Origin of the sequence: Sulfitobacter sp. M22 (assembly GCF_021736025.1) — a bacterium.
Lineage (GTDB): Bacteria > Pseudomonadota > Alphaproteobacteria > Rhodobacterales > Rhodobacteraceae > Sulfitobacter > Sulfitobacter litoralis.
In genome coordinates this window covers 1,370,895-1,397,281 of sequence record NZ_WMEC01000001.1, presented here as the reverse complement: position 1 = coordinate 1,397,281, position 26,387 = coordinate 1,370,895, and the positions used below count along the sequence as shown (strand labels likewise).

Annotated in this window: 27 protein-coding genes; 8 read left to right on the top strand and 19 right to left on the bottom strand. The window is 59.5% G+C overall.

What is annotated here, in order from left to right; genetic code table 11:
* Positions 1-66 precede the first annotated feature (66 nt).
* The 14 genes from GLP52_RS06990 to GLP52_RS06925 all read right to left on the bottom strand — a co-directional run bounded on the left by GLP52_RS06990 (position 67) and on the right by GLP52_RS06925 (position 11,892).
* Entirely contained in the window at positions 67-1,425 is a 1,359-nt protein-coding gene (locus GLP52_RS06990; protein ID WP_237271932.1) for a glutamine synthetase family protein, read from the bottom strand.
* Positions 1,425-2,105, bottom strand: coding sequence for a type 1 glutamine amidotransferase (locus GLP52_RS06985; protein WP_237273588.1), 681 nt, complete (start codon positions 2,103-2,105; stop codon positions 1,425-1,427). Before GLP52_RS06985 ends, GLP52_RS06990 begins: the two co-directional genes overlap by 1 nt.
* Before the next feature lie 13 nt (positions 2,106-2,118).
* Positions 2,119-3,453: a glutamine synthetase family protein gene (locus GLP52_RS06980; protein ID WP_093733250.1), complete on the bottom strand. Its 1,335-nt coding sequence runs from the start codon at positions 3,451-3,453 to the stop codon at positions 2,119-2,121.
* 97 nt (positions 3,454-3,550) lie between these two features.
* Positions 3,551-4,357 (bottom strand): ABC transporter permease, encoded by an 807-nt coding sequence (locus GLP52_RS06975; RefSeq protein WP_237271931.1) that lies wholly within the window; start codon positions 4,355-4,357, stop codon positions 3,551-3,553.
* Positions 4,354-5,235 (bottom strand): ABC transporter permease, encoded by an 882-nt coding sequence (locus GLP52_RS06970; RefSeq protein WP_237272664.1) that lies wholly within the window; start codon positions 5,233-5,235, stop codon positions 4,354-4,356. The genes GLP52_RS06975 and GLP52_RS06970 overlap by 4 nt, the downstream gene beginning before the upstream one ends.
* A gap of 110 nt (positions 5,236-5,345) precedes the next feature.
* Positions 5,346-6,080 carry a transporter substrate-binding domain-containing protein gene (locus GLP52_RS06965; RefSeq protein WP_237271930.1) on the bottom strand — a complete coding sequence of 245 codons (735 nt, stop codon included), beginning with the start codon at positions 6,078-6,080 and terminating at the stop codon, positions 5,346-5,348.
* 38 nt (positions 6,081-6,118) lie between these two features.
* Complete coding sequence (locus GLP52_RS06960; protein WP_237271929.1) at positions 6,119-6,895, bottom strand: ABC transporter ATP-binding protein; 777 nt, start codon at positions 6,893-6,895, stop codon at positions 6,119-6,121.
* Between the two features lie 127 nt (positions 6,896-7,022).
* On the bottom strand, positions 7,023-7,463 hold the full coding sequence (locus GLP52_RS06955) for a tellurite resistance TerB family protein (RefSeq protein ID WP_237271928.1): 441 nt from the start codon (positions 7,461-7,463) through the stop codon (positions 7,023-7,025).
* A gap of 37 nt (positions 7,464-7,500) precedes the next feature.
* The gene (locus tag GLP52_RS06950; RefSeq protein WP_138923805.1) at positions 7,501-7,938 is read right to left on the bottom strand and encodes a tellurite resistance TerB family protein; all 438 of its coding nucleotides are present in this window, start codon (positions 7,936-7,938) and stop codon (positions 7,501-7,503) included.
* Between the two features lie 134 nt (positions 7,939-8,072).
* Positions 8,073-8,366, bottom strand: a complete 294-nt coding sequence (locus GLP52_RS06945; RefSeq protein WP_138923804.1) for a DUF1330 domain-containing protein — start codon at positions 8,364-8,366, stop codon at positions 8,073-8,075.
* Between the two features lie 10 nt (positions 8,367-8,376).
* Positions 8,377-9,159: a 23S rRNA (adenine(2030)-N(6))-methyltransferase RlmJ gene (rlmJ, locus tag GLP52_RS06940; protein ID WP_237273469.1), complete on the bottom strand. Its 783-nt coding sequence runs from the start codon at positions 9,157-9,159 to the stop codon at positions 8,377-8,379.
* A gap of 24 nt (positions 9,160-9,183) precedes the next feature.
* Complete coding sequence (locus tag GLP52_RS06935) at positions 9,184-10,833, bottom strand: CTP synthase (RefSeq protein ID WP_237271926.1); 1,650 nt, start codon at positions 10,831-10,833, stop codon at positions 9,184-9,186.
* A gap of 177 nt (positions 10,834-11,010) precedes the next feature.
* Positions 11,011-11,376, bottom strand: a complete 366-nt coding sequence (gene secG, locus GLP52_RS06930; protein ID WP_093733240.1) for a preprotein translocase subunit SecG — start codon at positions 11,374-11,376, stop codon at positions 11,011-11,013.
* A 120-nt stretch (positions 11,377-11,496) separates the two neighbouring features.
* Positions 11,497-11,892 (bottom strand): DUF6524 family protein, encoded by a 396-nt coding sequence (locus GLP52_RS06925; RefSeq protein WP_093733239.1) that lies wholly within the window; start codon positions 11,890-11,892, stop codon positions 11,497-11,499.
* Between the two features lie 216 nt (positions 11,893-12,108).
* Here GLP52_RS06925 and GLP52_RS06920 point away from each other — a divergent pair, with 216 nt between their 5' ends.
* The gene (locus GLP52_RS06920; protein ID WP_093733238.1) at positions 12,109-13,404 is read left to right on the top strand and encodes an adenylosuccinate synthase; all 1,296 of its coding nucleotides are present in this window, start codon (positions 12,109-12,111) and stop codon (positions 13,402-13,404) included.
* Between the two features lie 54 nt (positions 13,405-13,458).
* Positions 13,459-13,689, top strand: coding sequence for a DUF2842 domain-containing protein (locus GLP52_RS06915; protein ID WP_237271925.1), 231 nt, complete (start codon positions 13,459-13,461; stop codon positions 13,687-13,689).
* Positions 13,690-13,793: 104 nt separating this feature from the next.
* Here GLP52_RS06915 and GLP52_RS06910 read toward each other — a convergent pair whose 3' ends face one another.
* Positions 13,794-15,938 (bottom strand): hypothetical protein, encoded by a 2,145-nt coding sequence (locus GLP52_RS06910; RefSeq protein ID WP_237271924.1) that lies wholly within the window; start codon positions 15,936-15,938, stop codon positions 13,794-13,796.
* 137 nt (positions 15,939-16,075) lie between these two features.
* On the opposite strand from GLP52_RS06910, the gene GLP52_RS06905 reads away from it, so the two are divergent.
* Complete coding sequence (locus GLP52_RS06905) at positions 16,076-16,768, top strand: thiamine diphosphokinase (RefSeq protein WP_093733235.1); 693 nt, start codon at positions 16,076-16,078, stop codon at positions 16,766-16,768.
* On the opposite strand, the gene GLP52_RS06900 is transcribed toward GLP52_RS06905, so the two are convergent.
* Positions 16,701-17,627, bottom strand: coding sequence for a DMT family transporter (locus GLP52_RS06900; RefSeq protein ID WP_093733234.1), 927 nt, complete (start codon positions 17,625-17,627; stop codon positions 16,701-16,703). The two genes, GLP52_RS06905 and GLP52_RS06900, sit on opposite strands and share 68 nt — an antisense overlap.
* 109 nt (positions 17,628-17,736) lie before the next feature.
* Positions 17,737-19,152 carry a diguanylate cyclase domain-containing protein gene (locus GLP52_RS19585; RefSeq protein ID WP_237271923.1) on the bottom strand — a complete coding sequence of 472 codons (1,416 nt, stop codon included), beginning with the start codon at positions 19,150-19,152 and terminating at the stop codon, positions 17,737-17,739.
* A 104-nt stretch (positions 19,153-19,256) separates the two neighbouring features.
* On the opposite strand from GLP52_RS19585, the gene GLP52_RS06890 reads away from it, so the two are divergent.
* From GLP52_RS06890 to GLP52_RS06870, 5 genes are all read left to right on the top strand, one after another.
* A complete protein-coding gene (locus GLP52_RS06890) occupies positions 19,257-19,535 on the top strand; it encodes a DUF3572 domain-containing protein (protein WP_171048974.1) in 279 nt (92 codons plus the stop codon).
* A gap of 2 nt (positions 19,536-19,537) precedes the next feature.
* Complete coding sequence (locus GLP52_RS06885) at positions 19,538-20,233, top strand: HAD family hydrolase (protein WP_237271922.1); 696 nt, start codon at positions 19,538-19,540, stop codon at positions 20,231-20,233.
* 133 nt (positions 20,234-20,366) lie between these two features.
* Positions 20,367-20,963, top strand: a complete 597-nt coding sequence (locus tag GLP52_RS06880) for a heme NO-binding domain-containing protein (protein WP_237271921.1) — start codon at positions 20,367-20,369, stop codon at positions 20,961-20,963.
* Positions 20,960-21,961: a GGDEF domain-containing protein gene (locus GLP52_RS06875; RefSeq protein ID WP_237271920.1), complete on the top strand. Its 1,002-nt coding sequence runs from the start codon at positions 20,960-20,962 to the stop codon at positions 21,959-21,961. Before GLP52_RS06880 ends, GLP52_RS06875 begins: the two co-directional genes overlap by 4 nt.
* A 609-nt stretch (positions 21,962-22,570) precedes the next feature.
* Complete coding sequence (locus GLP52_RS06870) at positions 22,571-24,319, top strand: alpha-amylase family glycosyl hydrolase (protein ID WP_237271919.1); 1,749 nt, start codon at positions 22,571-22,573, stop codon at positions 24,317-24,319.
* Between the two features lie 23 nt (positions 24,320-24,342).
* On the opposite strand, the gene GLP52_RS06865 is transcribed toward GLP52_RS06870, so the two are convergent.
* The gene (locus tag GLP52_RS06865; RefSeq protein ID WP_237271918.1) at positions 24,343-25,563 is read right to left on the bottom strand and encodes a glycosyl transferase; all 1,221 of its coding nucleotides are present in this window, start codon (positions 25,561-25,563) and stop codon (positions 24,343-24,345) included.
* A complete protein-coding gene (locus GLP52_RS06860) occupies positions 25,556-26,362 on the bottom strand; it encodes an HAD-IIB family hydrolase (RefSeq protein ID WP_237271917.1) in 807 nt (268 codons plus the stop codon). The genes GLP52_RS06865 and GLP52_RS06860 overlap by 8 nt, the downstream gene beginning before the upstream one ends.
* Positions 26,363-26,387: the final 25 nt, after the last annotated feature.

Genomic DNA, 26,387 nt, shown 5'->3' with positions numbered 1-26,387 from the left:
AGGCCCCCTCGACCGCTTCCAAATGGTCCTAAATCCTCGCCGAAGGCTCCCGCGGGTGCGGCGAACCTAGACGTTCATCAACAGGTGCTCACGCTCCCACGGGGAAATCACATGAAGGAATTCTTCATACTCGGCGCGTTTCACGATGGCATAGACGCGGGCGAACTCGGGGCCTAGCACGTCGTGCAGGGTTGTGGCCTCTTCGAACAGATCCAGTGCTGACCCTAGAACCTGCGGGATATCCCCGTCGCCATTATAGGCGTCACCCTTGAATTCGGGTTTGGGGTCTTTCTGCTCCATCAGGCCCAAATAACCACAGGCGAGCGAGGCGGCGATGCCGAGGTAGGGGTTGCAGTCCATGCCGGCCAAGCGGTTCTCGACGCGGCGTGAAGCTGGGCCGGACAGGGGCACGCGGATGCCCGTGGTGCGGTTGTCGCGGCCCCATTCCAGATTGATCGGCGCGGCGTGGTCTTTGACGTAGCGCCGATAGCTATTCACATAGGGTGCAAGGACGGCCAGCGCGTCGGGCATGTGGTTTTGCATACCGGCGATAAAGTGATAAAACGCTTCCGTTTCGCCACCCTCCGGGTCAGAAAAGATGTTCTTGCCCGTTGTCGCGTCCAGCACCGAATGGTGGATGTGCATGGCGCTGCCGGGTTCGTTGGCGATGGGTTTCGCCATGAAGGTGGCATAGCAATCGTGGCGCAGCGCGGCTTCGCGGATCAGACGTTTGAAATAGAATACCTCGTCTGCCAAACGCACAGGGTCACCGTGGATCAGATTGATCTCCAGCTGGCCCGCGCCGCCTTCTTGGGTGATGCCGTCAATTTCGAAGCCCTGCGCCTCTGCGAAATCATAGATGTCGTCGATCACGGGGCCGAATTCGTCCACGGCGGTCATGGAATAGGCCTGTCGCGCAGCGGCGGGACGGCCCGAGCGGCCCATCATCGGCTTGATTTCGTGGGCGGGGTCAAGGTTGCGGGCGACCAGAAAGAATTCCATCTCGGGGGCCACAACGGGTTCCCAGCCTTGCGCGCGATACAGCTCGACGACCCGCTTTAGCACATTGCGTGGCGAATAGCCGACAGCATTGCCATCGCGGTCATAGGCGTCGTGAATGACTTGTAAGGTCCAGTCACCGGTCCAGGGGGCGGCGGTCGCGGTCGAGATATCGGGGCGCAGGATCATGTCTTTTTCGATGAAGCCGTCAACACCGGCGGCATCACCCCATTCGCCGGTGATGGTCTGGTAGAAGATGCTGTCGGGAAGGTGAAAATACTCCTGACGCGCAAATTTCGTCGCGGGCACTGCCTTGCCGCGTGCGATGCCGGGAATATCAGGGATGATGCATTCAACTTCGTCGAGCCGTCGACCCTCTAGATATGTACGTGCTGCGGGGGGAAGCTCTTCAAGCCAGTCGGACATCATAATCTCTCTTTCTTGAGGAAGTCTGCAATGTGGTCGGCGATTTTCGCGTTGTTAGTGGGGGCGTCCAGCAGGGCGGAGGCAGATTCAAGCTGGTGGTCGGGGACCACGCCTTTGCCTCGGGTGCGGATCAGCCCGTCGATGAAATCTTGCGTGAACTCGGGGTGGGGCTGGATCGTCCAGATTTGATCATCATAAAGGAGGGCGGCATTGGCACAGAAATCTGATGCGCCGACGACCTTTGCGCCTTGGGGCAGTTCGGTAACCTGATCCTGATGCCAAGCGTTCAGCGCCAGCGTTTCGCCGTCGATGGTGTATTCGGTCCGGCCGACAGACCAGCCCCCCGCGAATTTTTCGACTTTGCCGCCAAGGGCTTGGGCGATAATCTGGTGGCCAAAGCAGATGCCGACCAAGGGGCGGCCTGCGTCGCGTATGCCACGGATCAGCTGTTCAAGCGGTTGGATCCAGTCGTGGTCTTCGTAGGCACCGTGTTTGGATCCGGTGATCAGCCAACCATCCGCATCCACGGCAGAGGCGGGGAAGTCGCCATCAACCACCGACCAAATCTGAAAGTCAAAATCATGCCCGCCCAGCAGTTTGACGAACATATCACCATAATCGCCAAGCGCGTCTTTCATGTTGTCGGGGGAGTGGCCGGTCTGGAGGATGCCGATTTTCATGCGCGCCATCTGTTTACACCGTGTCCAGATAGATTTCGACCTGCTCTTGCGGGGTCAGTTCTTGCATATAATGCAGCTCTTGGCGCTTGGTTAGGATGAAGTTGCGCACCATTTCGGGGGCAAAAATGCGTTTCACCTCTTCCGAGTTTTCGAAGGCATCGATCGCGGATTTCCAGTCGCCCGGAATTTGCGGCAGTTCGGCGGCATAGGCGTTGCCGGTGATCGGGGCAGGGGGTTCGGCCCCGTCTTCGATGCCGTTCATCGCGGCCCCCAGTACGGCGGCCAGCATCAGATAGGGGTTCACATCACCGCCCGACACTCGGTGTTCGATCCGCCGCGCCTTGTGGCTGCCCGACGGGATGCGGATCGACGAGGTACGGTTCTCATAGGCCCATGAAATGCCCGTGGGCGCGTGGGCACCGGGTACCATCCGGTCAAAGCTGTTGGCATGAGGGGCAAAGACCAGCGCGCAACCGGCCATGGCGTTCATGCAGCCCGCAACGGCGTGGCGCATGATCGCGGTGCCTTGGGGGCCGCCGTCATCAAAGACGTTGTTGCCGTTCTTGTCGAGCACAGAGAAATGCGTATGCAAACCAGAGCCGGGGTAATCCTCGTAGGGTTTCGCCATAAAGCTCGCGGCAAAGCCGTGGCGGCGGGCAAGTCCCTTGACCAGCATCTTGAACAACCACGCATCATCGGCGGCGCGCAGGGCGTCGTCACAGTGCATCAGGTTGATTTCGAACTGGCCCAGACCTGCCTCTGAAATCGCGGTATCGGCGGGGATATCCATCTCTTCGCAGGCGTCATAAAGGTCGGTGAAGAATTCATCGAACTGGTCAAGCGCGCGGATCGACAGGGTTTCAGCCGCCTTACGGCGTTTGCCCGACCGCGGCGACAGGGGCACCTGAAGCTTGCGGCCCGAATCGTCGATTAGAAAGAATTCAAGCTCGACTGCGCAGACCGGTGTCAGCCCGCGCGATTTATAGCGATCAACCACCGCGCGCAGGGCATGACGCGGGTCACCGCCATAGGGGCGGCCATCCTCGTGGAACATCCAGATCGGCAGCAGGGCGGACGGCGCATCAAGCCATGGCATCGGCAGAAAGCCACGCTCTGTCGGGTGCAGGATGCCGTCGGCATCGCCACTTTCGAATACCAGCGGGCTGTCGTCGATGTCTTCGCCCCAGATGTCGAGGTTGAGCACCGACATCGGAAAGCGCGTGCCGTCCTCTACGACCTTGTCGGCAAAACGCGTAGGGATGCGCTTGCCTCGGGCCTGACCGTTCAGGTCGGCGGCGGCCACACGGATTGTGCGGACCTGAGGATGTTTGCGAAGCCAGTTTTTCATATCACACCTTGCAAGCGGCGGGCGTGAACGGTGTTCTTAAAACATGAAAACCGAAAGTAGCGCCCACGCGCTAAATAATTTGATCAAAAAATAGATACTACCGGATCAGATTTAGACGCAAGCGAATTTTCCGCACCGATGACTGGGGCAGGTGGCGGTTTAGACGGCGATTGATCAGCCCGAAGACAGAGATGATCACGAGTGTCAGTAGAATGAAATAGCCGGCGAGAATGGGATAGGGGGTGAACGGGTTGAACGTTTTATCCGCAAAATAGCTGGCATAATAAAGCGCATCGCCGCGTTGTTGTAGCGCCGGAAAACCGGTGAAAAAGACCAGTGTTGTCGCATGAAACAAGAAGATCGCCTCGTTGGTATAGGCGGGCCAGGCCAAACGCAGCATGGTCGGCCAGACGATGCGCTTGAAACGCGGCCAGCCCGAAATGCCATAGGCATCAGCGGCTTCGGTGTCGCCTTTGGGGATGGATTGCAGCGCGCCATAGAAAATCTCGGCCGAGTAGGCGGAGGTGTTAAAGAACAAAACGATCAACGCCCCGAGCCACGCGGAGGTGAACATATCAAAGAACGGATGCACAGATTTTAGGCTAAGGAACAAAAAATAGCCGAAAAAGAACTGGATGAACAACGGCGAGCCGCGAAACAGAAAGATAAACCATTCCGACGGTTTGCGCAGCCAAGGGCTGGGGTGCGCCTTGCCCACGGCCAGAACCGTTGCCAGCAGAAAGCCGCTGATCAGCGCGAAAAATCCGTAGTAGACGTTCCAGATCATGCCCGACCCGATCAGGGTGAATTGATCACACAGCGTAAAGTCACTGCGCGGCAGCAGCCGTTCACCATAGCCAAGCGAGCGCAGCCCGTAGGATTGGATCGTTTCCCAACAGGTCATGCGGCGGCCTTTCGCTGCGCTTCACCACCGGCGGTGGCCTGACCTTTGGTCAGTCGCCGCATCAGTCGGTCAAGCACGATTTCAGACACACGGGTAAAGCAGAGGTAGAAGACCAGCAGTGCTAGGAAATACCACATGCGCCAGTCGGGGTGGGGGTAATCAGTAAAGCGCGGCGTCTTGGCCCCGCCCAGATCACGCGCCCAGTACACGATGTCTTCGATACCCAACAAGAACAGCAGCGGGGTTGCCTTGATCAGCACCATCCACAGGTTGCCCAGCCCGGGCAGCGCATAGACCCACATCTGCGGCACAAGGATACGCCAGAAGGTCTGGCGCGGGCTCATGCCGTAGGCTTCGCCGGTTTCGATCTGCGCCCGTGGCACGGCGCGCATCGCGCCATAAAGCACATTAGCCGCAAAGGCACCGAACACGATCGCAAAGGTCAGGACGGCGAGCGAAAAGCCGTAGGCTTCGTGGACCCATTGCGCCGAATTCCCAAGCGGCATTTTGGCGGCCTGACAGACAAGAAAATCACTGCCCTGCCGGATCGGTTGATCCCAGTCGGGGCATTTCACCTTGTGGCGCAGGTATTCGATGCCCTGATCCAAGGCGATGACGAAAAATAAAAAGAACGCAATATCCGGCACGCCGCGCACAACGGCGATATAGGTGCGGCCCAGCCATGACAGCGGTGCAAAGGGCGACCGTGCGGCCATCGCGCCGCCAAAGCCAAAGGCAAGTGCTGCGGGGGCGGTGATGGCAAGCAACAGCAACACTGTGCCGAATGCGCCATAGAAAGCCAAATGCTTGCCCGTGGTCAGGTAGCACGTCAGCCATGACAGGCCGGAAAGCGTTTCTGGGTCGGTGCAAGCAAAAATAGCGAAATGTCCCGGTGGTATGCGCCCTTTTGCGGGCGTCTGTATTGGGGTCTTTAGTCAGATCGGTAGGCAGAGAAAAGGGGGCGGCAAACGTGCCGCCCCGATCAGGATCAGAATGTTTTGGCGTCTTCGCCGAACCACTTGATGATCAGCTTGTTTAGGCTGCCGTCATCCTTCATCGACTGGATGGCGGTGTCGAACTTTGCTTTCAGCTCTGTGTCGCTTTCGCGCAGGCCAAGACCGATGCCGCCGCCCAGTGGTACGTCATCACCGACAAATACCATCTCGCCGCCGGATTCCTCGACCGTGGGGACCAATGCGTCCTTATCGGCGAAAACCGCGTCGGCTTCGCCGTTGTTCACGGCTGCGACGGTTTCGTCATAGGTGGCGAATTCCAGCAAGGTGGCACCGGATTCGGCGACGTGACCCGCTTGGATCGTGCTGGTCTGCGCGGAAACGACGCCGCCTGTGATGTCGGCATCAGCCGATTTCGCGGCATAGGCAGAGGCCGCAGGCGGGAAGTAGTTCTGTGTGAAATCAATCACTTCTTCACGCTCGTCGGTGATGCTCATGCCGGCAATGATGGTGTCGTAGTTGCCCGACGTCAGGTTCGGAATGATGCTGTCCCATTCGTTTGTGACCCATTCGCAGGTCAGCTCGGCGCGGGCGCACAGTTCGTCGCCGACTTCGCGCTCAAAGCCGTCTACTTCGCCAGCATCGTTCAGGAAGTTATAGGGAGGGTAGGCCCCTTCGGTCCCCATACGGATGGTTTTGCCGTGGGCATCTGCCATGGCGAAACCTGTGCTGAGCGCCAGTGCGGCAGTGGCAAGAACGAGTGTTTTCATTTTTGAAGTCTCCCAGTTTATTGTTTTTTGGTCGTTTTTTAGTCCGCGTGGGTGGCCGAGAGGAACCCGCGCAGACGTTCCGATTTAGGAGCACCGAACAATGCGTCGGGGGCCCCTTGTTCTTCGATCAAACCCTGATGCAGGAAAACGACGTGGTCCGACACATCGGCCGCCAGTTTCATATCATGGGTTACGATCATCATGGTCCGCCCTTCGGCGGCCAGATCCTTGATGACTTTGACGACCTCTTGCTCAAGCTCGGGATCAAGCGCCGAGGTCGGTTCGTCGAATAGCAGTGCTTCGGGTTCCATACACAGCCCGCGTGCGATGGCGGCGCGTTGCTGTTGGCCGCCCGACAGCTGCGCCGGAAAGACATCGCATTTGTCGCCGATGCCCACCTTATCGAGATACGCCCGTGCTGCTGCCTCTACCTCGGCGCGGTCGCGGCGCAGAACGGTGAGGGGGGCCTCCATCACGTTTTGCAGAATCGTCATATGGGCCCACAGGTTGAACTGCTGAAACACCATCGACAGGTTCGTGCGAATGCGCAGCACTTGCTTGGGATCGGCGGGGCGGCGGTTGTGGCCCGTGCCTTTCCAGGTCACGGCCTCGCCGTTAAAGCGCAAATCGCCCTGCTGGCTGTCTTCGAGCAGGTTACAGCAGCGCAGCAACGTGGATTTACCAGAACCGGACGACCCGATCAGCGAGATGACGTGCCCCCGAGGGGCCTTGACCGACACCCCCTTGAGCACCTCCAGAGGGCCATAGGCCTTGTGCAGATTGTTGATCTCGATAACGGGGGGCTGTTCTGTCACTGTGCTGCCTTATTGTGCATTCCGCAGCAAGTTAAGGTGATTTTCACGGGGATTTGCAATCTTGAACTTGGGTTTCGCCCAATAATTCAAAGGTTGACCCCGCGTAAGATCGCCACCTGCGCGTAAACTAGTCTTTGTCTTCAATCTGTTTGCGTACGATGGCGCTGTCGGTGTCCGAGACCCCCAGCAAATTGGTCACCAAGCGGAGCAGGGCGTTCTCTTCGTCAGAGCGCATGCCGTCAGCCAGCACGACTTCCCACAGCGCTTTGATCACGGCAAGGCGGGCGTCATAGGGCACGGCATCTTTGATCGCGCGGGTAAAGCGAACGGTATCGGGGGCTTCGGCTTCAAGCGCTTCGGCGTCGGCACGCAGCGTGGCGGTGTCGTCATCATCCAGCGCATATCGTTTGGCGATGATCTGGTCGATGCGCGCGCGCTCGGACGGGGCGTATTCGTTATCCGACTTGGCGATGCGCACCAACAGCGCGGTCAGCGCAAGGCGGGCATCCCCGTCGGGAAGCTGGGCGGGATCAGGCTGGGTCAGCCGTTTGATGAATTCTGCAAACATGGGCGTGATATAGAGCGGTTGCGGCGCGAGGCCAAGGTCACAAAGCTTTCAACGCTTTTTCGCGGGCGGCGGACATGTCTTTGTCGCTGAGCCCAAGCGCGGTTTCGATCGCCAGCAGCTGAATTTCGATGTCGTCGTCCCGCGCCCCATCGGCCAGCGCCACGGACCACATCGCATCGCCAAGCGCCTTGCGGTCGTCATAGGCGACTTCCTCGCGCAGGATTTGCGCAAATTCAGGCGTGCCCGGCGCGTGGCGTTCCAAGGCTTCGCACGTGGCACGTAGTTTCGCCGCCTCGATCGGTTTCAAACCAAAGGTCTGCGCCAGAATGCGGTCGATCTGCCCGACTTCGGCCGCACGGTAGGTGCGATCGGCCAGCGCCACACGCACCAGCAATGCACCAAGCGCAAGCTGTGGGGTCGGCTGTGGCAGCGGCTTGGGGTCCGGCTTGCGGCGGGGGAATAGACGTTCAAACATGGCAACTCTTTATCGTTCGGGGCGTTCTAGGCTAACTCAAATCAAAGCCGGACGTTCCAATTGGCCCATATTCGCAAAGGGGTGATGTATAAAAAGCGCAATTCTAAACGCGCACACAGCTGCTGTTCGTGGCCTCAGGCGTCATAGCCTTCGACGATGACAAGATTGCCATCCGACACCGACGACCGGATGTCTTTGGCCGCCTGATACCCGTCGCTTTCATAGCAGGCCACGGCATCCGCAAGAGAGGCAAATTCGATCACAACGATGCGCGGGTGTGACGTACCTTCGCGGATGTCTGGCGTGGCCCCACGGACCAGAAACTTTGCCCCGAAATCGGCAAAAGGCTTGGCATTTGCAGCGCGGTATTTGTCGTAGACCTCGGCGTCACGAACGTCGACATTTGCGATCCAGTATCCTTTGGGCATCGGTAGCTCCTTATCGAGGTAGGGTTTTGAACTTGGCCGTCAGACGGGCCGCTTCTTCCTTGAGCCCGTATGGCGGGTTCAACACGAACATGCCCGATCCGACCATTCCGTGACCACGGCGGGCAGGGGCAAAGCTGACCTCGTGGCGCAGTGCTTCGGGGTGGGCCCCCATCAGCGCGCTGAGCATGGGTTGGTGCGCCTTGCTGGTCAAAATCGGATACCACAGCGCAATGATGCCGACGTTCCATGCGCGGGCGAGCTTGCCAATGTGGCGCGGGATATCGACGTAATCGGTTTTGATCTCAAAACTCGGGTCGATCAGCATCAGGCCACGGCGCGGGGTGGGGGGCGTCAGGGCAAAAGCCATGTCGAACCCGTCGCGGTAGTGACACTTGGCATTATAGGGCGACATCGCCAGATCAAGCGCGGCATGTTCACCGGGATGCAGTTCGGCCAGATGGATGCTGTCGCTGTCGCGCAGCAGCTTGGCGGCCAAGAGCGGCGAACCGGGATAGGCATCGGTCCCTTGCTCTCGCGTGATCTGATCGAGCACCTGCGCATAGGGATGCGTATTGCCGAACCAGCCACGGGCACGGCCAATGCCCTGCGCCGCCTCGCCGGTTTTCAGGGCAGGGGTGTCGGACAGGTCATACAGCGCCCGACCCGCATGGGTTTCCAGATAGGACAGCGGTTTGTCCTTGCGCGTCAGATACCCCAACATCCACGCCAGCAGGCTGTGTTTGTGAACATCGGCCAGATTGCCGGCGTGGTAGATATGTTGGTAGCTGAGCATGCCGATGGCCGCCTTTCGCGAGGGTCAGACCAGCCGCGACATTTCCTTGGCGGCGCGGATGAAATCCTTGAACAAGGGGTGCGGATCAAAGGGTTTGGATTTGAGTTCGGGGTGGAACTGCACGCCGATGAACCACGGGTGATCGGACCATTCCACGATCTCGGGCAGCATGCCGTCGGGCGACATCCCCGAGAAGGTAAGACCCGCTTTTTCAAGCTGTTCGCGGTAGGCGGTATCGACCTCATATCGGTGGCGGTGACGTTCGTCGATGGACGTGGTGCCATAGACTTTGGCCACGTTCGACCCTTCTTTCAGCGTCGCGTCATAGGCACCAAGCCGCATGGTGCCGCCTTTGTCGTCGTCCAGCTTGCGTTCGACCTTGTGGTTGCCCTGCACCCATTCCTTGAGGTGGTAGACGACGGGTTCAAAACGCTTTTTGCCGCTGGATTCGTGGTCGAATTCTTCGGAGCCCGCAGTCGTCAGGCCCGCCACGTTACGCGCGGCTTCGATGACGGCCATCTGCATGCCCAGACAGATCCCCAGATAGGGGACTTTCTGTTCGCGGGCATATTGTGCGGCCTTGATCTTGCCTTCAGTACCGCGTTCGCCAAACCCGCCGGGCACGAGGATCGCGTGGAACCCTTCGAGGTGCGAGGACAGGTCGTCGCTTTGATCAAAGACCTCTGCATCGACCCATTCGATCTTGACCTTGACCCGATTGGCCATGCCACCGTGGGTCAGCGCCTCTGCGATGGATTTATAGGCGTCTTCAAGCTGGGTGTATTTGCCGACGATGGCGACTTTGACCTCGCCTTCGGGGTTGTGCACGCGGTCAGAGACATCGCGCCAGACCGACAGTTCGGGCTTGGGTGCGGGGGAGATATCGAACGCATCCAGCACGGCCTGATCCAGCCCTTGGGCGTGATAGGCCAGCGGCGCGTCATAGATGGTTTTCAGGTCATAGGCCGCGACCACAGCCTCTTTGCGGACGTTACAGAAAAGGGCGATCTTCTCGCGCTCTTTTTCGGGGATCGGGTGTTCTGAACGGCAGACCAGAATATCCGGCGCGATCCCGATGCTTTGCAATTCCTTGACGGAGTGTTGCGTCGGCTTGGTCTTCAGCTCGCCGCTGGCTGCCAGATAGGGCAGCAGGGTGAGGTGCATAAAGATACACTGGCCGCGCGGTTTGTCGTGGCTGAACTGGCGGATCGCTTCGAAGAAGGGCAAGCCCTCGATGTCGCCCACCGTGCCGCCGATTTCGCACAGCATAAAGTCGACCTCGTCATCGCCGACATGCAGGAAATCCTTGATCTCGTTAGTGACGTGGGGAATCACCTGAATGGTCTTGCCCAGATAGTCGCCGCGACGCTCTTTCTCGAGCACGGTGGAATAGACCCGACCAGAGCTGATCGAATCCGTCTTGCGTGCCGCGACGCCGGTAAAGCGTTCGTAGTGGCCCAGATCCAGATCGGTTTCGGCACCATCGTCGGTCACGAAAACTTCGCCATGTTCAAAGGGCGACATCGTGCCGGGATCGACGTTCAGGTACGGGTCCAATTTGCGCAGACGGACGGAAAAGCCACGCGCTTGCAGCAAGGCCCCCAACGCCGCAGAGGCAAGGCCTTTGCCAAGGCTGGAAACCACACCACCGGTGATGAAAATATAGCGTGCCATGTGATGAAGGCCCCCGTGAGTTCAGATTTGATGCGGCAAAAGCCAAGCAATTGAGCTGCGGAAAACCGCAGCATCACGGGACTTATACCTAACAGGATTCGGATGGAAAAAGCAAGGCCAAGCCGCAACATCCTGTTGCGTAACTTGGCCTAACCTCAAGCTGTTGTAGTGTCTGGATTAATCCGCAGTCGGAACTTGCGGTGTGTTTTCCGCAGGTGTCGGCGGCAGCAGTGAATCGGTATCGGGCAGCGCTGGTGCGTCACCTTGGTTCAGAGCTGGTGGCGTGCCGCCCAGACGGTCGATAACCGAGGAGCCGGCGGATTTTTCTGCCGCGATGATGGTCAATGTGATCGACGTCACGATAAAGGCCGCGGCCAAGATCCAGGTCAGTTTGCCCATGGCCGTGGCTGCCGAGCGACCGGAAACGGCACCGCCGCCCCCACCGCCCATGCCAAGGCCGCCCCCTTCGGACCGTTGCAGCAACACGACTGCAATCAGGCCAAGGGCCAGAATGAGATGGACAATCAGGACTACATTTTCCATTGGTACCTACGGCTCTGCGGTTTTGACTTTGGGCGTGTCTAGGCAAGTTTGCCTATGGGGGCAAGGGAGGATTGGCCCGCGTTGCCCCGCTTGGGCAGAAAGCCGGTGTGAAACCTCGCTTCAGGTTTCCACATCGTCCACATCTGCCTGCCCCGATACGGCGCGGCGAAAGATGCTCCAGCTAAGGCCGATGCCCAGTACAAAGCTCAGTGCGACTAGGCCAAGCCAAAGGTTAAAGCTGCCGTTGTCCAGCCGCAGGACCCCCAGATCATAGAGCACCCAGAGGCTGGCCCCGACCAGTGCCAGCACCAGCAACATCCCCAGCCCGCCGATAGAGCGCAGCGTCGCACGCAGATAAACAACGTAGCCGATGAGCAGCAGCAGCCCCAGCAAGACGGCGATGGACAGATTCATATGGCCGTAGCGCATGACCCATGTGACATAATTATAAGACGTCGGATTAAAGGTCGCGGCCAACAGCACAAAAGCGCAGGCCCAACGTATGAAAAAACCCATCAGTGGTACTTCCTTGTTTGGTCTGGCTTGGAATATCGGCGCTACCGCGCCAAAGTCTATGGGGGCGGGTTCAAGTTTTACCGCCCAAGGCCGATAAATGCCGAGAAATGTGACGCCGCGGCGTTTTGGCTGCATTTTACAGTTTCGGACCTTGGCGGTCGTCGCTATACCTCCACGGGTTTGCACGGTTATTTGAACTGTTAAAGGAATATCTTCATGGCCAACGTCGTAGTCGTAGGCGCCCAGTGGGGCGACGAAGGAAAAGGCAAAATCGTTGACTGGCTCAGCGAACGGGCCGATGTCATCGCCCGCTTTCAGGGTGGCCATAACGCGGGCCACACGCTGGTCATCGACGGCAAGGTCTACAAGCTGCACGCGCTGCCCTCGGGTGTTGTACGCGGCGGCAAGCTTTCGGTTATCGGCAACGGTGTTGTGCTTGACCCGTGGCACCTGCTGAAAGAAATCGAAACGATCCGCGCCCAAGGCGTCGAGATCACGCCCGAAACGCTGATGATCGCGGAAAACACGCCGCTGATCATGCCCTACCACGGCGAGTTGGACCGCGCCCGCGAAGAGGCCGCGTCAAAAGGTACCAAAATCGGGACCACCGGTCGCGGCATCGGGCCGTGCTACGAGGATAAAGTCGGTCGCCGCGCCATCCGCGTTGCCGATCTGGCCGACCCCGCCACGCTCGAGGCACGCGTCGACCGCGCGTTGCAGCACCACGATCCGCTGCGTAAGGGTCTGGGTGTCGAAGCGATTGACCGCGACGGGTTGGTTGAACTGCTTAAAGAGATCGCGCCGAAGATCCTTGAATATGCGGCACCTGTCTGGAAGGTGATGAACGAAAAGCGCAAAGCCGGTAAGCGTATCCTGTTCGAAGGGGCCCAAGGCGCGCTGCTCGACATCGACTTTGGTACCTATCCTTTCGTCACGTCGTCGAACGTGATTGCAGGGCAGGCGGCGACGGGTGTCGGCATTGGTCCGGGCGCGATCAACTATGTGCTGGGGATCGTCAAAGCCTATACCACGCGCGTCGGCGAAGGCCCGTTCCCGACTGAACTGGACGATGCCGACGGTCAACGTCTGGGCGAACGCGGCCATGAATTCGGCACCACCACCGGGCGCAAGCGTCGCTGTGGCTGGTTCGATGCGGCCCTCGTGCGCCAGACCTGTGTCACCAGTGGCGTGACCGGCATCTCGCTGACCAAGCTTGACGTGCTTGACGGGTTTGAGACGCTCAAGATCTGCACCGGCTACGATCTGGATGGTCAAGTGCTCGATTACCTGCCCACGGCAGCCGATCAACAAGCGCGCTGTACCCCGATCTACGAGGAAGTGCCGGGCTGGTCCGAAAGCACCGAAGGCGCGCGCAGCTGGGCTGATCTGCCCGCGAACGCGATCAAATACGTGCGCCGCATCGAAGAGCTGATCCAGTGCCCCGTCGCGATGCTGTCAACCTCGCCAGAGCGGGAAGATACGATTCTGGTCACTGACCCCTTCGCCGATTGATCTATATCGCCGGGGCCCTGCGGGGCCCTTGGCACCTGATGAAAGGACACCACGATGGCCCTTGGATATAAAGCACGACGCCGTTGGGCGCTGGTCATTCTTCTGGTCGGTCTGCCGCTCTATATCATTGCCGCTGTCGTCGCAGTGTCGCTGTTTGACCGGCCGCCGTTCTGGGCTGAACTGCTGATCTATATTGCGCTTGGCGTGGTTTGGGCGATCCCGCTCAAGTTCGTGTTCAAGGGCATCGGTCAGGCCGACCCGAACGCGCGCGACGACGCTGAATAGAACCGCTTTGGCCGGCCTGGCTTGCGGATACACGACCATACATCACAATAAAAAACGGCCCCCGAGGGGGCCGTTTTGCGTTTCGGACTTTCTGTTTGTCCAGCTTATCCGGCGGCGCGCTCATCTGGCTGAAAGCCGATTTGCTCTGACGCTTTGAACCGGCCACCGTCCAGCTTTTGAAGCTTGCCGGTGCGCAGCAGTAGGCCAAACGACCGCAGGCCTTCCTCGCGGCTAAAGTCATCGGCACCGCCTTGGCGCACTGTGTTCATCAACTGCGGGCGCGAAAATTCGTCCATCCCTTCGACAAAGGCCATATAGGCCGCTGCGGCTTCCAGCAGGTCGGGCAGTTTAGTCGCTCCCATCTCTTCGGCGAACTCAGCGAACCCACCGGCCTGTGGAACAGGCGCGGGAGCTGGCGCGACTGCGGCCACGCGGCGGGGGCGTACAGGGGTAACGTTGCGCGGCTGGTGGGTGTCGATCCGCTGTGCTGCCACCAGCTTGAGCGGTGCAGGGCGTGGTTCTGCCGGACGCTCGGTGCGGGCGGTGGTCGTCGCGGGACGGCGCGGTTTCACCGCTTCAGCCAGATCGCTGCGGTAGGCGTTGTTCTTCTGCTCTGTCGTGGCGGGCGCGCCAAGGGCGATGTCGGCCTTTTTCGCGGCCACGGCTGCACGCAGATGGGTGATCGCGTCGCGGCGGGTGGCGGCTTCGGGTTCGTCCATCTGGTTGTCGGTTTCGGCGAGCAGACGGTTCATGTCCGGTCCGGTATCCGCGTCGAGCGTTGGCAGGCTGCGACGTTGCGCGGCATCTTTGGGCGCTTCGGCTTCGGGCTCTGCCGCCGTTTCAGTGTCGTCTTCCGACATTTCGGCATCTGTATCTTCTGATACGTCCTCCGCGCTGGTTTCGCCTTCCAAAGTGATCTCGTCTTCCACCGCAGTGTCGGCATCCTCGTCGGGCGCGTCGGCCAGCGTGTCGGCGGAGGCAGAGGGCAATGTCGCCTCTAGCTCGGCCAGCTCGCGTGCCAAGTCTTCTTCGTCCTCGTCCGAGAGCGTCGATTCTGGATCACGCGGGAGGCGCGCGGCGGGCCTATCGGTCTCTTCCAGCACAGCGGGGGCGTCTTCTTTGACTTCTTCCAGCTCGCCCGCGGCGATGGCGCGGTCGATGTCGGCGCGTTTCACCTTGAGCACGCGACCACGCGGCGCGGTGTCTTCGACGGCTTCAAGCTCTGCGCTATCAGCTGTGTCGTCGTTCTGCGCATCATCTTCGTCGGACGCGTCGTCTTGCGCCGTTGCGTCAGGCTGCTGTTCTAAGGCGTCGTCGTCTTGGGGCGCAGTTTCGGCCGGCGCTGCGGCTTCTTCAACCTGCGCATCGGCTTCACGTGCGTGGGCAATATCTTCGACAGTATCATCCGCATTCAAGGCATCCTCGATGTCGTGAATGGCACTGGCGATCACATCATCGGTTTTTGCCTCGTTTTTGTCTGCAGTGTCATCCCCAGAGATCTGGGGATGTTGCGCAGCGGGCGCATCCTGATTGGCAACCACGGCGCGGATGCGCTGCAGTTTGGCCGCGATGCTGTCGACGGCGGGTGCCGCGACCGGTTGGATTTCGGCGTCCTGGTCGTCGAGGGTCACAGTGGTGCGTGGGCTATCGGCGAAGAACGCCTCGACGTCTTCGTCGGGCTGGCCGGGTACGATATCCACCTCGGCGGGTGGCGCTTTGGGGGTTTCGGCCTGCGGCGCAGGGGCGTCGTAGGCAGGCTGCGGTGTCTCGACGGCGCGGCTGACCGCATCAACGCGCTGAGGGGCGGTTTCTGCCTGAGCTGCAGGGGCGGTTTTAGCTGTGTCGGCTTTCAAGGCGTTGACGCTGTAGGCGTCGTAATAGGCGGAAATTTCCTGAGGCCCGCGGGGCGCAAAGGAGGTCGACACAACCGACGGGCTGGCAGGTGCAGCTACAGGGGTAGGGCTTTGCTGCGCTTGCGCTGCGGCTTTTTCGGGCGTTTGTGCGCTCAGGACAATCTGTCCGTCTTGCTGACGCGCCTCGACACGGCGCGAAATCTCTTTTTGGGCGATATGTGCCAGCATCTCCGCATCGGGCTGTGCGGGTTCTGCACCGAAATACCGATCCTCCGACGACAAATCGCGAAAATACTCCGCGATGGCCTTCATGGTGCCGAATGAATCGTCAAAGCCTTCCAACGTGCACGAGAAAGTGCCGTATGAGACCGTCAGAATTTTGTTGTTATTCATCATCGGATGGTCGTCCTCTGCCTATTTGCAGCTTACTGTTTACCATAAGGTTCAAGACCAATTCGGCTCGAATCTGTGCCCTGCAACGTATCATTTAATGTCAAAATTGCGGCATTGTTTCCAATTTGAGGTAAATCGCCGTGAAAACAACGTTTGTTGCAAGCAACAGCCCTATAACGGTCGTTGGGGGCGGGCAGGTGGGTCCGGATGACCTGAAAGACGCGCTGCAGCTTGCGCCGATGTGCGTAGCGGTCGACGGTGGGGCCAATCTGGCCGTTGCCCAAGGGGCAGAGGTCGCGGCGCTGGTCGGCGACTTTGATTCCGTATCGTCCGAAACCCTGTCCCGCATCCCGTCTGCGCGTCAGTTCAAACTGGCAGAGCAAGAGACGACGGACTTTGACAAAGCGCTGCGGTCGGTGGCTGCCCCCTTGATCGTGGCGGTCGGATTTTCGGGCGGGCGCGTGGACCATCAGCTTGCGGCCCTGAGCAGTCTGGCGCGCCACCCGCACCAACGCTGCCTGCTGATCGCTGGCACGCAGCTTATCTTTCTCGCACCGCCAAACATAACCCTGCCGACGCGGGCAGGCGATGTGGTGTCGGTATATCCGCTGGCCGCAGTGCGGGGCCAAAGCCGCGGGTTGGAGTGGCCGCTTGACGGGCTGGAGCTATCGCCGCTTGGGCGCTTGGGCACATCGAACCGTGCCACAGGTGCCCTGACGCTTTCGATGGACCGCCCCGCCGCGCTGCTGATGGTGCCACGGGACCTCATGCAGCAGGTTGCACAAGCGTTGCTGCGGCCAGACGCCGCTGGGTGGCCTGCTCTCGCAGAATAATATAAAGCCCCGCGGCCATAGTGATCCCCATGCCGAGCGCCGCCAGCGCATTGGGGAAATCGCCAAAAACGATCAACCCGACCAGCGTCGCCACGGGAATTTCGAGATATTGCATCGGGGCCAGCGTTGCCGAGGGGGCGTAGCGCAGGGACCATGTCATCAGCAGATGCGCGATGCTTCCCAGTACGCCCATGGCGATTAGCAGCGACCAATCTGTTGTGTCAGGCGCGATCCATCCCAAGGCGGGCAGCGCCATGCCCTGACCAAGGGCCAGGAACGGCAGCATAATCACCAAGGCCATAAACCCGCTGACCGTTTGCAGGCTGATCGGGTCGGTGTGTTTCGCAATCTGACGCGTCACCAGCATGAACAGGGCAAAGTTCAGCGCAACGCCAACGGGCAACAAGGCGGGCCAGCCGACCTCGGCAAAGCTGGGTTGCACCACCAGCAGCGTGCCGCAAAAGCCGACGATGCACGCGATTAGCCGACGGGGGCCGACCTCTTCCTTCAGGACATATTTGCCGAGCAACAGCATGAAGAAGGGCATGACAAAGATAATCGCCACCGCATCGGCAAGCGGCAGGTACTTCAGCGCGGAGAACATCATCGCGATCCCGATGACATGCAGCAGCGTGCGCACAAACGTCAGCCACAGCGTTTTGCCCCGCAGGATCAGGGGCCGACCGGTCAAAATCACAATCGGCAGCAATATCAGCAGCTGGACGGCGAAGCGGAGGAAGACCACCTGACCCAGCGGCACCGATGCCCCGAGCAGTTTGGCGATCGCATCCCCCACAGGGGCGATGATGCAAAAGCCAAGCATCATGGCAATACCGGTCATCGGTTTATCGGGCAGCATGGCGAGGCCTTTGTTGTAGGGCTGGGATACGCGTCCGGGCTATTGCTAAACGCGCAAGCACGAGAGTGGCGTGTTTTTCGCCGCATTGCAAATATCCCGCGTGGCACCGTCATGCGGCCGACCGGATCAGCCCCACTCGGTCGCGCCCGCCGTGTTTCGCGCTGTACAGGGCTTGATCCGCACGGTCGATCAAACGGGCGACGAGATCCTGTGCGCTTTGCGATGTGCCCAAAGGCGGGCTGTCTTCCGGCTGCGCGATGCACAGCCCGATGCTGATGGTGGTATGGATCGGCTGCACGCTTGCGGGGATGGTAAACGGCGTGGTGCGATAGGCGCGGCAAATTCGCTTGGCCATCTGCGCCGCTTCGTCCTCGGTTATTCCGGGCAGCACAAGCAAGAACTCCTCGCCTCCGATGCGGCCAGCGACATCCAGCGGGCGCAGACATGATTTCAGCCGGCGCGCTGTTTCGACCAGCACCGCGTCGCCGGAGGCATGGCCGAAGGCATCGTTCACCCGTTTGAAGTGGTCTATATCCACCAGCATCACCGCCAGCGGTAACCCTTTTTGGCGCATGCGCACCGCAAGACGTGCCACTTCCGAGAGGGCATGGCGGCGGTTGTACATACCGGTAAGCGGATCAAACACCGCCTCGCGCAGGCGGGCATCCACGTCGCGCCGGATCGTGTCCCCCTGTTGTTTGCGCTGCAACAAGCCTTCAAGCCGTAGCACCAATTCTTCGGCGTTAAAGCCGTGCTGCATCAGGTCATCTGCCCCCAGATCCAGCGCATGTGCCGCGGCAACGGGGTGGGGCTGCGTCTGCAGGACAAGGATACCGCAGTGGCGCGCGGTTGCATTCGCCCGCAGGGTAGAGATCACCCGCAGCTGCTCTTCATCCGTCTCGTCCGCGCCGGTCAGGGTCAAGATAAACACGTCGGGCAGGGTCTTTTGCCTGAGACAGGCAAGCGCATCGCGGGGCGTCGTTTGTGTCACCATGCCGCCCAGTCGTTTGCGCAGCTGCGACAGGCAGGCCGATGTCCGCGGCTGGCCACTGCTGACAATCTGGAAATTTCCCGGAAGCGCAAAGCCACCGGCCGGTTCCGCTAGACCGGGCGCGGGGCAGAGAGATTCGTGCATATAAAACGGGGCAGGCGTATTTCGTGCGCGTATGATGCTGCGCACCCGCCCTAGAAAAAGAGAGTCGCTTACCGGCTTTACCATCGCCTCCTGTGCGCCATGGGTTAATAAATGGATACAGATCGCCGGATCCCCCCCGTCAGCAAGCGCAAAAACCGGCATGCGTGATGTTAGGGGGGACGCTGCAAGCGCACGGCACAGTTGCGTGGCATCTTGGCCCCCCGGGTGGTGCGTCGCGATAATGATGTCTGGCGCGTATTGCTGCGCTATTTCAACGGCCTGCGATACCGCTGTCGCCTCGCGTACCTCGTAAGAGGCCGTCGTGAGTTTGGTTTTCAGTGCGATGCGGTTGGTGGCAACAGTATCGACGATAAGGACTTTACCCGGCACTTGTCTTCAATCTCCGCTCGCGTGTAATTGGCTTGAATGCTCTTTGTTGCCGTGAATGGTTAACAAAGTGTTTCGATTATGAAGCCGCGAGGGAATTTAATATGATGAAGCAAGATGCCGCTGAAACAGTCGCCTTGCAGGCGCTGGGTTGGCTGGCTGCCAACGAAGACCTCATGCCGACATTCATGGGGGCAACCGGTGCCTCGGCCGAAGACCTGCGCACGCAAGCGGGTGACCCGGTGTTTCTTGGCGCTGTGCTTGATTTTATCATGATGGATGACGCATGGGTGACGGGGCTATGCGACACGATTAATGTGCCCTACGACCGTATCATGCAGGCGCGGCAGTCTTTGCCGGGCGGCGCGCAGATGAATTGGACTTGAGAATGATCAAAGCCCTGCTGTTCGACAAAGACGGAACCCTGTTCGATTTCGCCGCCACATGGGAGGCATGGGCCCATTCCTTCCTCACGCGGCTTGGCAAGGGGGATGCGGATCGGACCGCCCTGCTGGGGCAACAAATCGGGTTTGACGTGCGGACGCAAACGTTCTGTGCTGACAGTATTGCCATTGCCGGCACCCCGGGGGAGATCGTGGAGGCGCTTGCCCCTCAGGTCAGCGAGATGACAAAGGCGGAATTATTGCAGCTGTTGAATTACGAGGCAGAAAACGCCCCGCAGGCAGAGGCCGTGCCGCTGATTGCTTTGCTCGAAGTGTTTAAGACGCGCGGGTTGACGCTTGGTGTTGCGACGAATGACGCCGAAGCCCCCGCGCGGGCGCATCTGGGAGAAGCCGGGGTGACCGGATATTTTGATTTTATCGCGGGTTTCGACAGTGGCTACGGTGCAAAACCCACATCGGGGCAATTGCTGGCTTTTGCCAAGGCCGTTGGATTGGCCCCGTCAGAAGTGGCAATGATCGGCGACAGTCTGCATGATATGGCAGCGGGCCGTGCAGCGGGTATGGCATGTGTTGCGGTGCTGACTGGAATGGCTACACGGCAGGATCTTGAGGCCGCAGCGGATGTGGTGCTGCCTGACATTGGCCACCTGCCTGCGTGGCTTGACAGTCGGTCGCAATAGACGCGTTGTCGGACGTTTGCCTTTGAATTGATATAAATTTGATCGGCTTTCGCCCCTCGGGGGCTGTTTCCGTTGGGTGTTTATTAACGGTCTTTAGTCACCTTCCCCCCTGAAAGCGGCAGAGAGGGGTGCGATGCACGGGCTGATCAACCATACGATCCAACGGTTCGTGCTGGACAGTTTTGGGGGGGCGGTATGGACGCAAGTCGCCCTGCGCGCCGATCTATGTGGCGCAATGGGCTCGAGCGACTTTGAGCCGATGCTGACCTATGATGACGCCATCACGCCACGGGTCGTTGCGCGCCTGTCTGCGGTGGTGGACCGCCCGATACCGGACCTGCTTGAGGATTTAGGCGCTTGGCTGGTGTCTAACCCCGCACGTGACGGGGTGCGCCGTCTGCTGCGGTTCGGCGGCGTCGATTTCGAAGAGTTTCTCCATTCTCTCAATGATCTTCCTGAACGTGCCACCCTCGCGATAGAGGAACTTCGTCTGCCCGCCATGGAGGTCACGCAGCTGGACGACTGGCGTTTCGCGCTGACGTGTCGCGGGCCGGTATCGGGCTTTGGGTATGTGATGATGGGCATTATGCGGGTGATCGCGGATGATTATGGCACATTGGCGCTATTGGACTGCAAAGGGTTCACTGCGGGGGAGGAGATCATTATCGTCACCATCATTGACCGGGACTTTGCACAGGGACGCAGCTTTGAGTTGGGCGCAAGCGAATGATCACCGCTGCTGCCTATGAGGCGGCGCTGGATATGCTTTGCCCGATGCATCTTATCGTGCGGCCTTGTGGACGTATTCGCCATGTGGGGCCCACAGTTCAGAAGCTGTGCCATCGCGGTACATGGGTTGGCAGAAACTTCTTTGATCAGTTCGTCATACGGCGTCCCAATATGGCTTGCAGCATCGCGCAGATCCGCCCCTTGGCAGGGCGCAAGCTGCATTTAGCGCTACGTGAAAGGCCGGAATTGATATTGAAGGGGGTATTGGTCCCACTGCCGGATCGCAGTGGGGGGCAGGATGCAGAAACCGCGGAAGACGATTGCGTCATCAACCTGTCCTTCGGGATCTCAATCCTGAACGGGGTACGCGCGTATCGGCTAAGCAATGCAGATTTTGCGCCAACGGATCTAGCGGTTGAAATGCTATATCTCATAGAGGCGAAATCGGCGGCGATGGCGGCTTCGCGTGCGTTGAACCAGAAGCTAGAGGTCGCCAAGATCGCCGCGGAAGAGCAGGCCTTTACTGACACGCTGACGGGTCTCAAGAACCGCCGTGCGATGGACCATGTGCTTGCACGTCTTATTGCGGGGAAAAAGGGGTTCGCGGTGATGCAGATCGATCTTGATTACTTTAAGGTGGTCAATGACAGCATGGGGCATGCGGCGGGCGATCATGTGCTACAGGCTGCCGCGCGTGTGATGATCGACACCACCCGAGAGATCGATACCATTGCCCGCGTCGGCGGTGACGAATTTACGGTCCTTCTACCCGGTATCACAGACGGTGCCCATCTCACTGAGGTTGGCAATCGGATCATAGCACGGCTAGAGCGGCCAATTGATTTTGACGGTGCGGCCTGCAGGATTTCGGCCAGCATTGGCAGCATTTGGGTCGACAAGGGGCAGGATGCCGTCGCGGAGGATGTCTTGTCGGACGCTGATGCGGCGCTCTACCGCTCCAAGCACGCTGGCCGTGCGCAACATACGCTGCACATCTAAGCGCAAAGCGACAATGCAACGAAACCTTAGTGGAAGGGGGAGAGGAAAGAGATGGGCGAGCTATCGCGGCAAAATAGCATGCGAGATATATACCAGCTAGATAGGGCGACGCAGGCCCAGAATAGAAGGCATCCCCAGTATAGAAGATTGCGGGACCGGAAGGCTAAAGTGCCAAAGCTACCCTCGCTGACAAAAGGTGTCTTAACCCGCTAGAGCCGCTTTTAAGTCGGAAATCCAAACTGAAAATACCAAATGTCGCGCTGGGCGAGAGGGGATTTCAATCTTGCGGCGAACCGCTTTGACGTCGAGGGCGAAAGCCGCCTGTCGATCTTCTTCGCTACCCAAGACGCTGTATTAGCAAGTGGGCAAGCTGTGAGGACCAGACCGCATTCTCCAACCGTTCTGAACTATCTGGCCCGTTGCAGGCTGATCCCGCCTTCGGGGTCCGTCAAATGCCCGTCGATTGGGCGTTGCGCCTCTTAATCAGACGGGTTTTCCCGACCTTCTGGGTTTAGTGCCCTCAGGGCGGGGGCCGCGGCATGCTGGCTCGTCGCGCGCAGTTGTCTGCGCTAGGGTTCTGGAAATGGCTCTTATACAAGGCAATAGATCATGACGGACAGCGCGCGTTCTCTCGGCTATCGGCTTCGTGCATTGCTGGGCGAAATCTACCCCGAACTGGATGTCGACATTTTGGCCAGCATGGTATTGGACGCCTTTTGGCCCGAGGACACAACCCGGCGCAAGAGGGGCCGTGTGGCGGGCAATACGCTGTGGTCGGAACAGGATGCGCTGTTGATTACATACGGCAATTCGATTGTGGATGGTGCGCATAAACCGCTGGATCTACTGAACGATTTCCTGCACCGATATCTACGCGGAATTTTGAATAGCGTGCATATTCTGCCGTTCTTTCCCTATACGTCTGACGACGGCTTTGCGGTGTCCGATTTCCGCGCGGTGAACCCACAGCTGGGTGACTGGCCTGATATTAATCGCATCGCCGCCGATTTTACTCTGATGTCGGATCTGGTGCTGAACCACGTCTCAAGTCAGGGTAATTGGTTCAATGCGTACCGTCAGGGTCAGTCCCCTTTTGACACGTTCTTTTTCGAAGCCTCGCCGCAGGATGATCTGCGCGATGTGGTGCGCCCGCGCACAACGCCGCTGCTACAAGAGGTAGAGACCCCCAATGGGCCGCGTCACGTGTGGTGCACCTTTAGCCACGATCAGGTCGACCTCGATTTCCGCAACCCCGAGGTGCTGCTGGAGTTTTTGCGGATCATTCGCCTGCATGTGGACAATGGCGTGCAGATCATTCGGCTGGATGCGGTGGCGTTTCTATGGAAGCAGATCGGCACGCCGTCGATCCATCTGCCGCAGACCCATGCGATTGTCCGGCTGATGCGGTTGCTGTGTGATTATGCGCCCGAAAAGATCATTTTGCTGACGGAAACCAATGTACCCAAGGCCGAAAACCTAAGCTACTTCGGCGCGGGGGACGAGGCGCATGCAATCTATAATTTCCCGCTGCCGCCGCTGATTTTGCATGCGATGATGTCGGGAAACGGGGCGCATCTGCGGCGCTGGCAGCGCACCATGCCGCCCGCGCCGATGGGCTGCGCGTATCTGAATTTTACCGCCAGTCACGACGGCATCGGCATGCGCCCCGCCGAAGGGTTGTTGCCCGAGGATGAAAAGCAACAGGTCATTGATACGGTGCTACAGGTCGGCGGGTTGGTGTCGATGCGCAGCCTGCCTGACGGCGGGCAAAGCCCGTACGAGCTGAACACGACCTTCTACGACGCGCTGTCGCGGACCTTTAAGGGCGAGGACGACCATCATCATGCACGGTTCATCTGCTCGCAGACCATCGTCATGTCGCTGGAGGGGATACCCGCCTTTTATATTCACGCGATGCTGGCGACGCCCAATGATCATGCGCAGGTCGAACACCGCGGGATGAGCCGCGCGATCAACCGCCATCGGTGGGACTATCCGACGTTGCGTGACCGACTGGCCGATGGGGCCAGCGCGCAGGCGCGGGTTTTGGGCGATTTGTCGGCGCGCTTGAAGGTGCGGCAAGAGCAAAAGGCGTTTCACCCCAATGCCACACAGTTCACCGTGAATCTGCAAGACGACCGCGTGTTTGGCGTGTGGCGGCAAAGCCTGGATCGCAAGCAGTCGATCTTTGCGTTGCATAACGTCAGTGATGCGTCTGTTGCGATCTCTGCAGCGGCGCTGAACCTGATCGAGGACCAGCCGTGGCTGGACCTGATCAGCGGCGAACCGATTGCCACCAGCGCGGATCACATCACGCTGGAGCCTTATCAATGCATGTGGATCACCAATCGCTTTTGACTGGGCGAAAGACACTGCCGTGATTAGGTGTATTCGGCATCATCCGCCGCCGCAGCTTCGCGTAGTTTCGTCAGAAAATCCGGTGCCGCTGAATGGACACGGTTCCACGTGGGAATAAAGGGCGTCTCGTGCGGGTTGTCCAAAAAGAAATGCCCCGCCCGCATAATGTTTTCGGTAAACAGTTCAATCGCGCGCTCTTCTTGGTGGCGGTCGATGCTGAGGCCGTTCATCTTGGCATCGTTGTAATAGGCGTCCAGCAGGTCCAGCGCACAACGGTAGTAGGTCGCTTTTAGAGTGCGGAACACGTTGGGCGTGAACACCGTGCCATCCGCTGCCAGCTTGCGAAAGATCGCTTTGCAGATGTCGGTGGACATGCGGTTCAGGCCCGCGTCGGCATCCGCTTCGCTCAGGTCTTGGTGCTTGTGGTCATAGTCGTCCGCGATTTCGACCTGACAGACTGATTTCGGGGCAAGGTTGCGCCATGCCTCTGACAGCACGCCAATCTCTAGCCCCCAGTCGGATGGGATGCGAAGGTCGGGCAGGATATTGGTACGCATGGCAAATTCGCCCGACAGCGGATAGCGGAAGGCGCGCAGGTAATCGATATAGTCACGATCCCCCACGACCTTTTTCAACGCTATGAGCAGCGGGCTAACCAGTAGGCGCGTGACCCGCCCGTTCAGCTTGTCGCTGCCCACCCGCGCGTAATAGCCTTTGGCGACCTGATAGGGGAAATTCGCATTGGCGACCGGATAGATCAGGCGGGCCAGCAGGTCGTTGGTATAGGTGACAATATCGCAATCGTGGATCGCCATCACGGCGCTGTCCTGACAAGCGATCAGATACCCGAGAGAGGACCAGACATTTTTGCCTTTGCCCTTCTCGGCGGGGGCGAGCCCCATATCTTGGAGCTGAGCCTCAAGCGCTTGCATGCGCGGGCTGTCGTTCCAAATCACAATATGGTTCTGGTTTAAGCCTTTGAAAAACTCTTTGGCGTGGCGGAACTGTGCCTCGTCGGCGCGGTCCAGACCGATGATGATACGGTGCAGATAGGTGACCTTGGAAAGTTCATCCAGAATGCGGGGCATCGCTTCGGTTTGTAGCTCGGAATAGAGGCACGGCAGGATCAGCGTCATTTTGCGGGTCTGCGCGAATGTTTCAAGCTCGTAGGTCATCTCGGCCTGAGAGCGGGTGCGCAGATTGTGCAACGTCGCGATATTTCCGTTTTGATGAAAATCAGCCATGCTTTGTCGCTCCTTCGTTCAGATTCAGACGCGCGATCATATCAAGCACGGCGGTGTTCCACCCAGCGGGGCCGGCAAGCGTGGTACGGGTGATCCGGCCCGTGTCTTCGCCGGGCATCGGGGGCAGGGGGGCACGGTGAGGGTTGGCAACGATGACGCCGAAATCTGCCGCTTGCAGCATCTCTATGTCGTTGGGGGCATCGCCAAGCGCGAGCGTATGGCGCGGCGCAAAGGCATCGGTCAGCGCGGCCATCTGGTCGGCCTTGGTGCGCCCGTAGGACAGTGTGAGAAATCTGCCGCCTTCGCGGGCATGGATGTCGTGGTCGTGCAAGGCGTCGATAAATGTGCTGCGCAACTCGGCGCTGCCGGACCAGATGCCAGGTTCAGAAAAGGCCCGCTCCGCCGCGTTGGCGGCACCGCTGTGCGACAGGCCCGTGATCTGCGCGATCTGCGCCACCGTCATGTCGCCGAAACCGCGGAACGGGTCACGCAGGTTGGCGGGCAAGCTGTCCAGTGCGCGGCGCAGCCGGACATAGGTCTCCGTTTTGGGTGTGTCGGTGCTCTCGGGGGGCAGAATGCCTGCGCCGTTTTCAATGATCGCGGGGCAATTGGTCCAGCCCAATTGGGCGCGAATCTCTATGATCTCCGGGGCAGATTTGGAGCTGGCGATCACCAGCGCCGCACCGATATCGCGCAGTATATCCAGCGCCTGTGTGGCCGCGTCCCAGCGATAGGAGGTATGCGACAGCAACGTGCCATCAAGGTCGGTAAACACCAGCAGAGGTGGGGGCATAGTCATCTGTTTAGCGTGTGTCGTGGGGCTG

Coding starts and splice junctions, on each gene's coding strand:
- GLP52_RS06945 (WP_138923804.1), bottom strand. CDS start 8,366: ATGCCCAAAGGATACTGGATCGCAAATGTCGACGTTCGTGACGCCGAG.
- GLP52_RS06925 (WP_093733239.1), bottom strand. CDS start 11,892: ATGGGTTTTTTCATACGTTGGGCCTGCGCTTTTGTGCTGTTGGCCGCG.
- GLP52_RS06990 (WP_237271932.1), bottom strand. CDS start 1,425: ATGTCCGACTGGCTTGAAGAGCTTCCCCCCGCAGCACGTACATATCTA.
- GLP52_RS06875 (WP_237271920.1), top strand. CDS start 20,960: ATGATCACCGCTGCTGCCTATGAGGCGGCGCTGGATATGCTTTGCCCG.
- GLP52_RS06985 (WP_237273588.1), bottom strand. CDS start 2,105: ATGAAAATCGGCATCCTCCAGACCGGCCACTCCCCCGACAACATGAAA.
- GLP52_RS06965 (WP_237271930.1), bottom strand. CDS start 6,080: ATGAAAACACTCGTTCTTGCCACTGCCGCACTGGCGCTCAGCACAGGT.
- GLP52_RS06885 (WP_237271922.1), top strand. CDS start 19,538: ATGATCAAAGCCCTGCTGTTCGACAAAGACGGAACCCTGTTCGATTTC.
- GLP52_RS06865 (WP_237271918.1), bottom strand. CDS start 25,563: ATGGCTGATTTTCATCAAAACGGAAATATCGCGACGTTGCACAATCTG.
- GLP52_RS06935 (WP_237271926.1), bottom strand. CDS start 10,833: ATGGCACGCTATATTTTCATCACCGGTGGTGTGGTTTCCAGCCTTGGC.
- GLP52_RS06880 (WP_237271921.1), top strand. CDS start 20,367: ATGCACGGGCTGATCAACCATACGATCCAACGGTTCGTGCTGGACAGT.
- secG (WP_093733240.1), bottom strand. CDS start 11,376: ATGGAAAATGTAGTCCTGATTGTCCATCTCATTCTGGCCCTTGGCCTG.
- GLP52_RS06870 (WP_237271919.1), top strand. CDS start 22,571: ATGACGGACAGCGCGCGTTCTCTCGGCTATCGGCTTCGTGCATTGCTG.
- rlmJ (WP_237273469.1), bottom strand. CDS start 9,159: ATGCTCAGCTACCAACATATCTACCACGCCGGCAATCTGGCCGATGTT.
- GLP52_RS06910 (WP_237271924.1), bottom strand. CDS start 15,938: ATGATGAATAACAACAAAATTCTGACGGTCTCATACGGCACTTTCTCG.
- GLP52_RS06860 (WP_237271917.1), bottom strand. CDS start 26,362: ATGACTATGCCCCCACCTCTGCTGGTGTTTACCGACCTTGATGGCACG.
- GLP52_RS06980 (WP_093733250.1), bottom strand. CDS start 3,453: ATGAAAAACTGGCTTCGCAAACATCCTCAGGTCCGCACAATCCGTGTG.
- GLP52_RS06950 (WP_138923805.1), bottom strand. CDS start 7,938: ATGTTTGAACGTCTATTCCCCCGCCGCAAGCCGGACCCCAAGCCGCTG.
- GLP52_RS06920 (WP_093733238.1), top strand. CDS start 12,109: ATGGCCAACGTCGTAGTCGTAGGCGCCCAGTGGGGCGACGAAGGAAAA.
- GLP52_RS06890 (WP_171048974.1), top strand. CDS start 19,257: ATGAAGCAAGATGCCGCTGAAACAGTCGCCTTGCAGGCGCTGGGTTGG.
- GLP52_RS06975 (WP_237271931.1), bottom strand. CDS start 4,357: ATGACCTGTTGGGAAACGATCCAATCCTACGGGCTGCGCTCGCTTGGC.
- GLP52_RS06955 (WP_237271928.1), bottom strand. CDS start 7,463: ATGTTTGCAGAATTCATCAAACGGCTGACCCAGCCTGATCCCGCCCAG.
- GLP52_RS06900 (WP_093733234.1), bottom strand. CDS start 17,627: ATGCTGCCCGATAAACCGATGACCGGTATTGCCATGATGCTTGGCTTT.
- GLP52_RS06915 (WP_237271925.1), top strand. CDS start 13,459: ATGGCCCTTGGATATAAAGCACGACGCCGTTGGGCGCTGGTCATTCTT.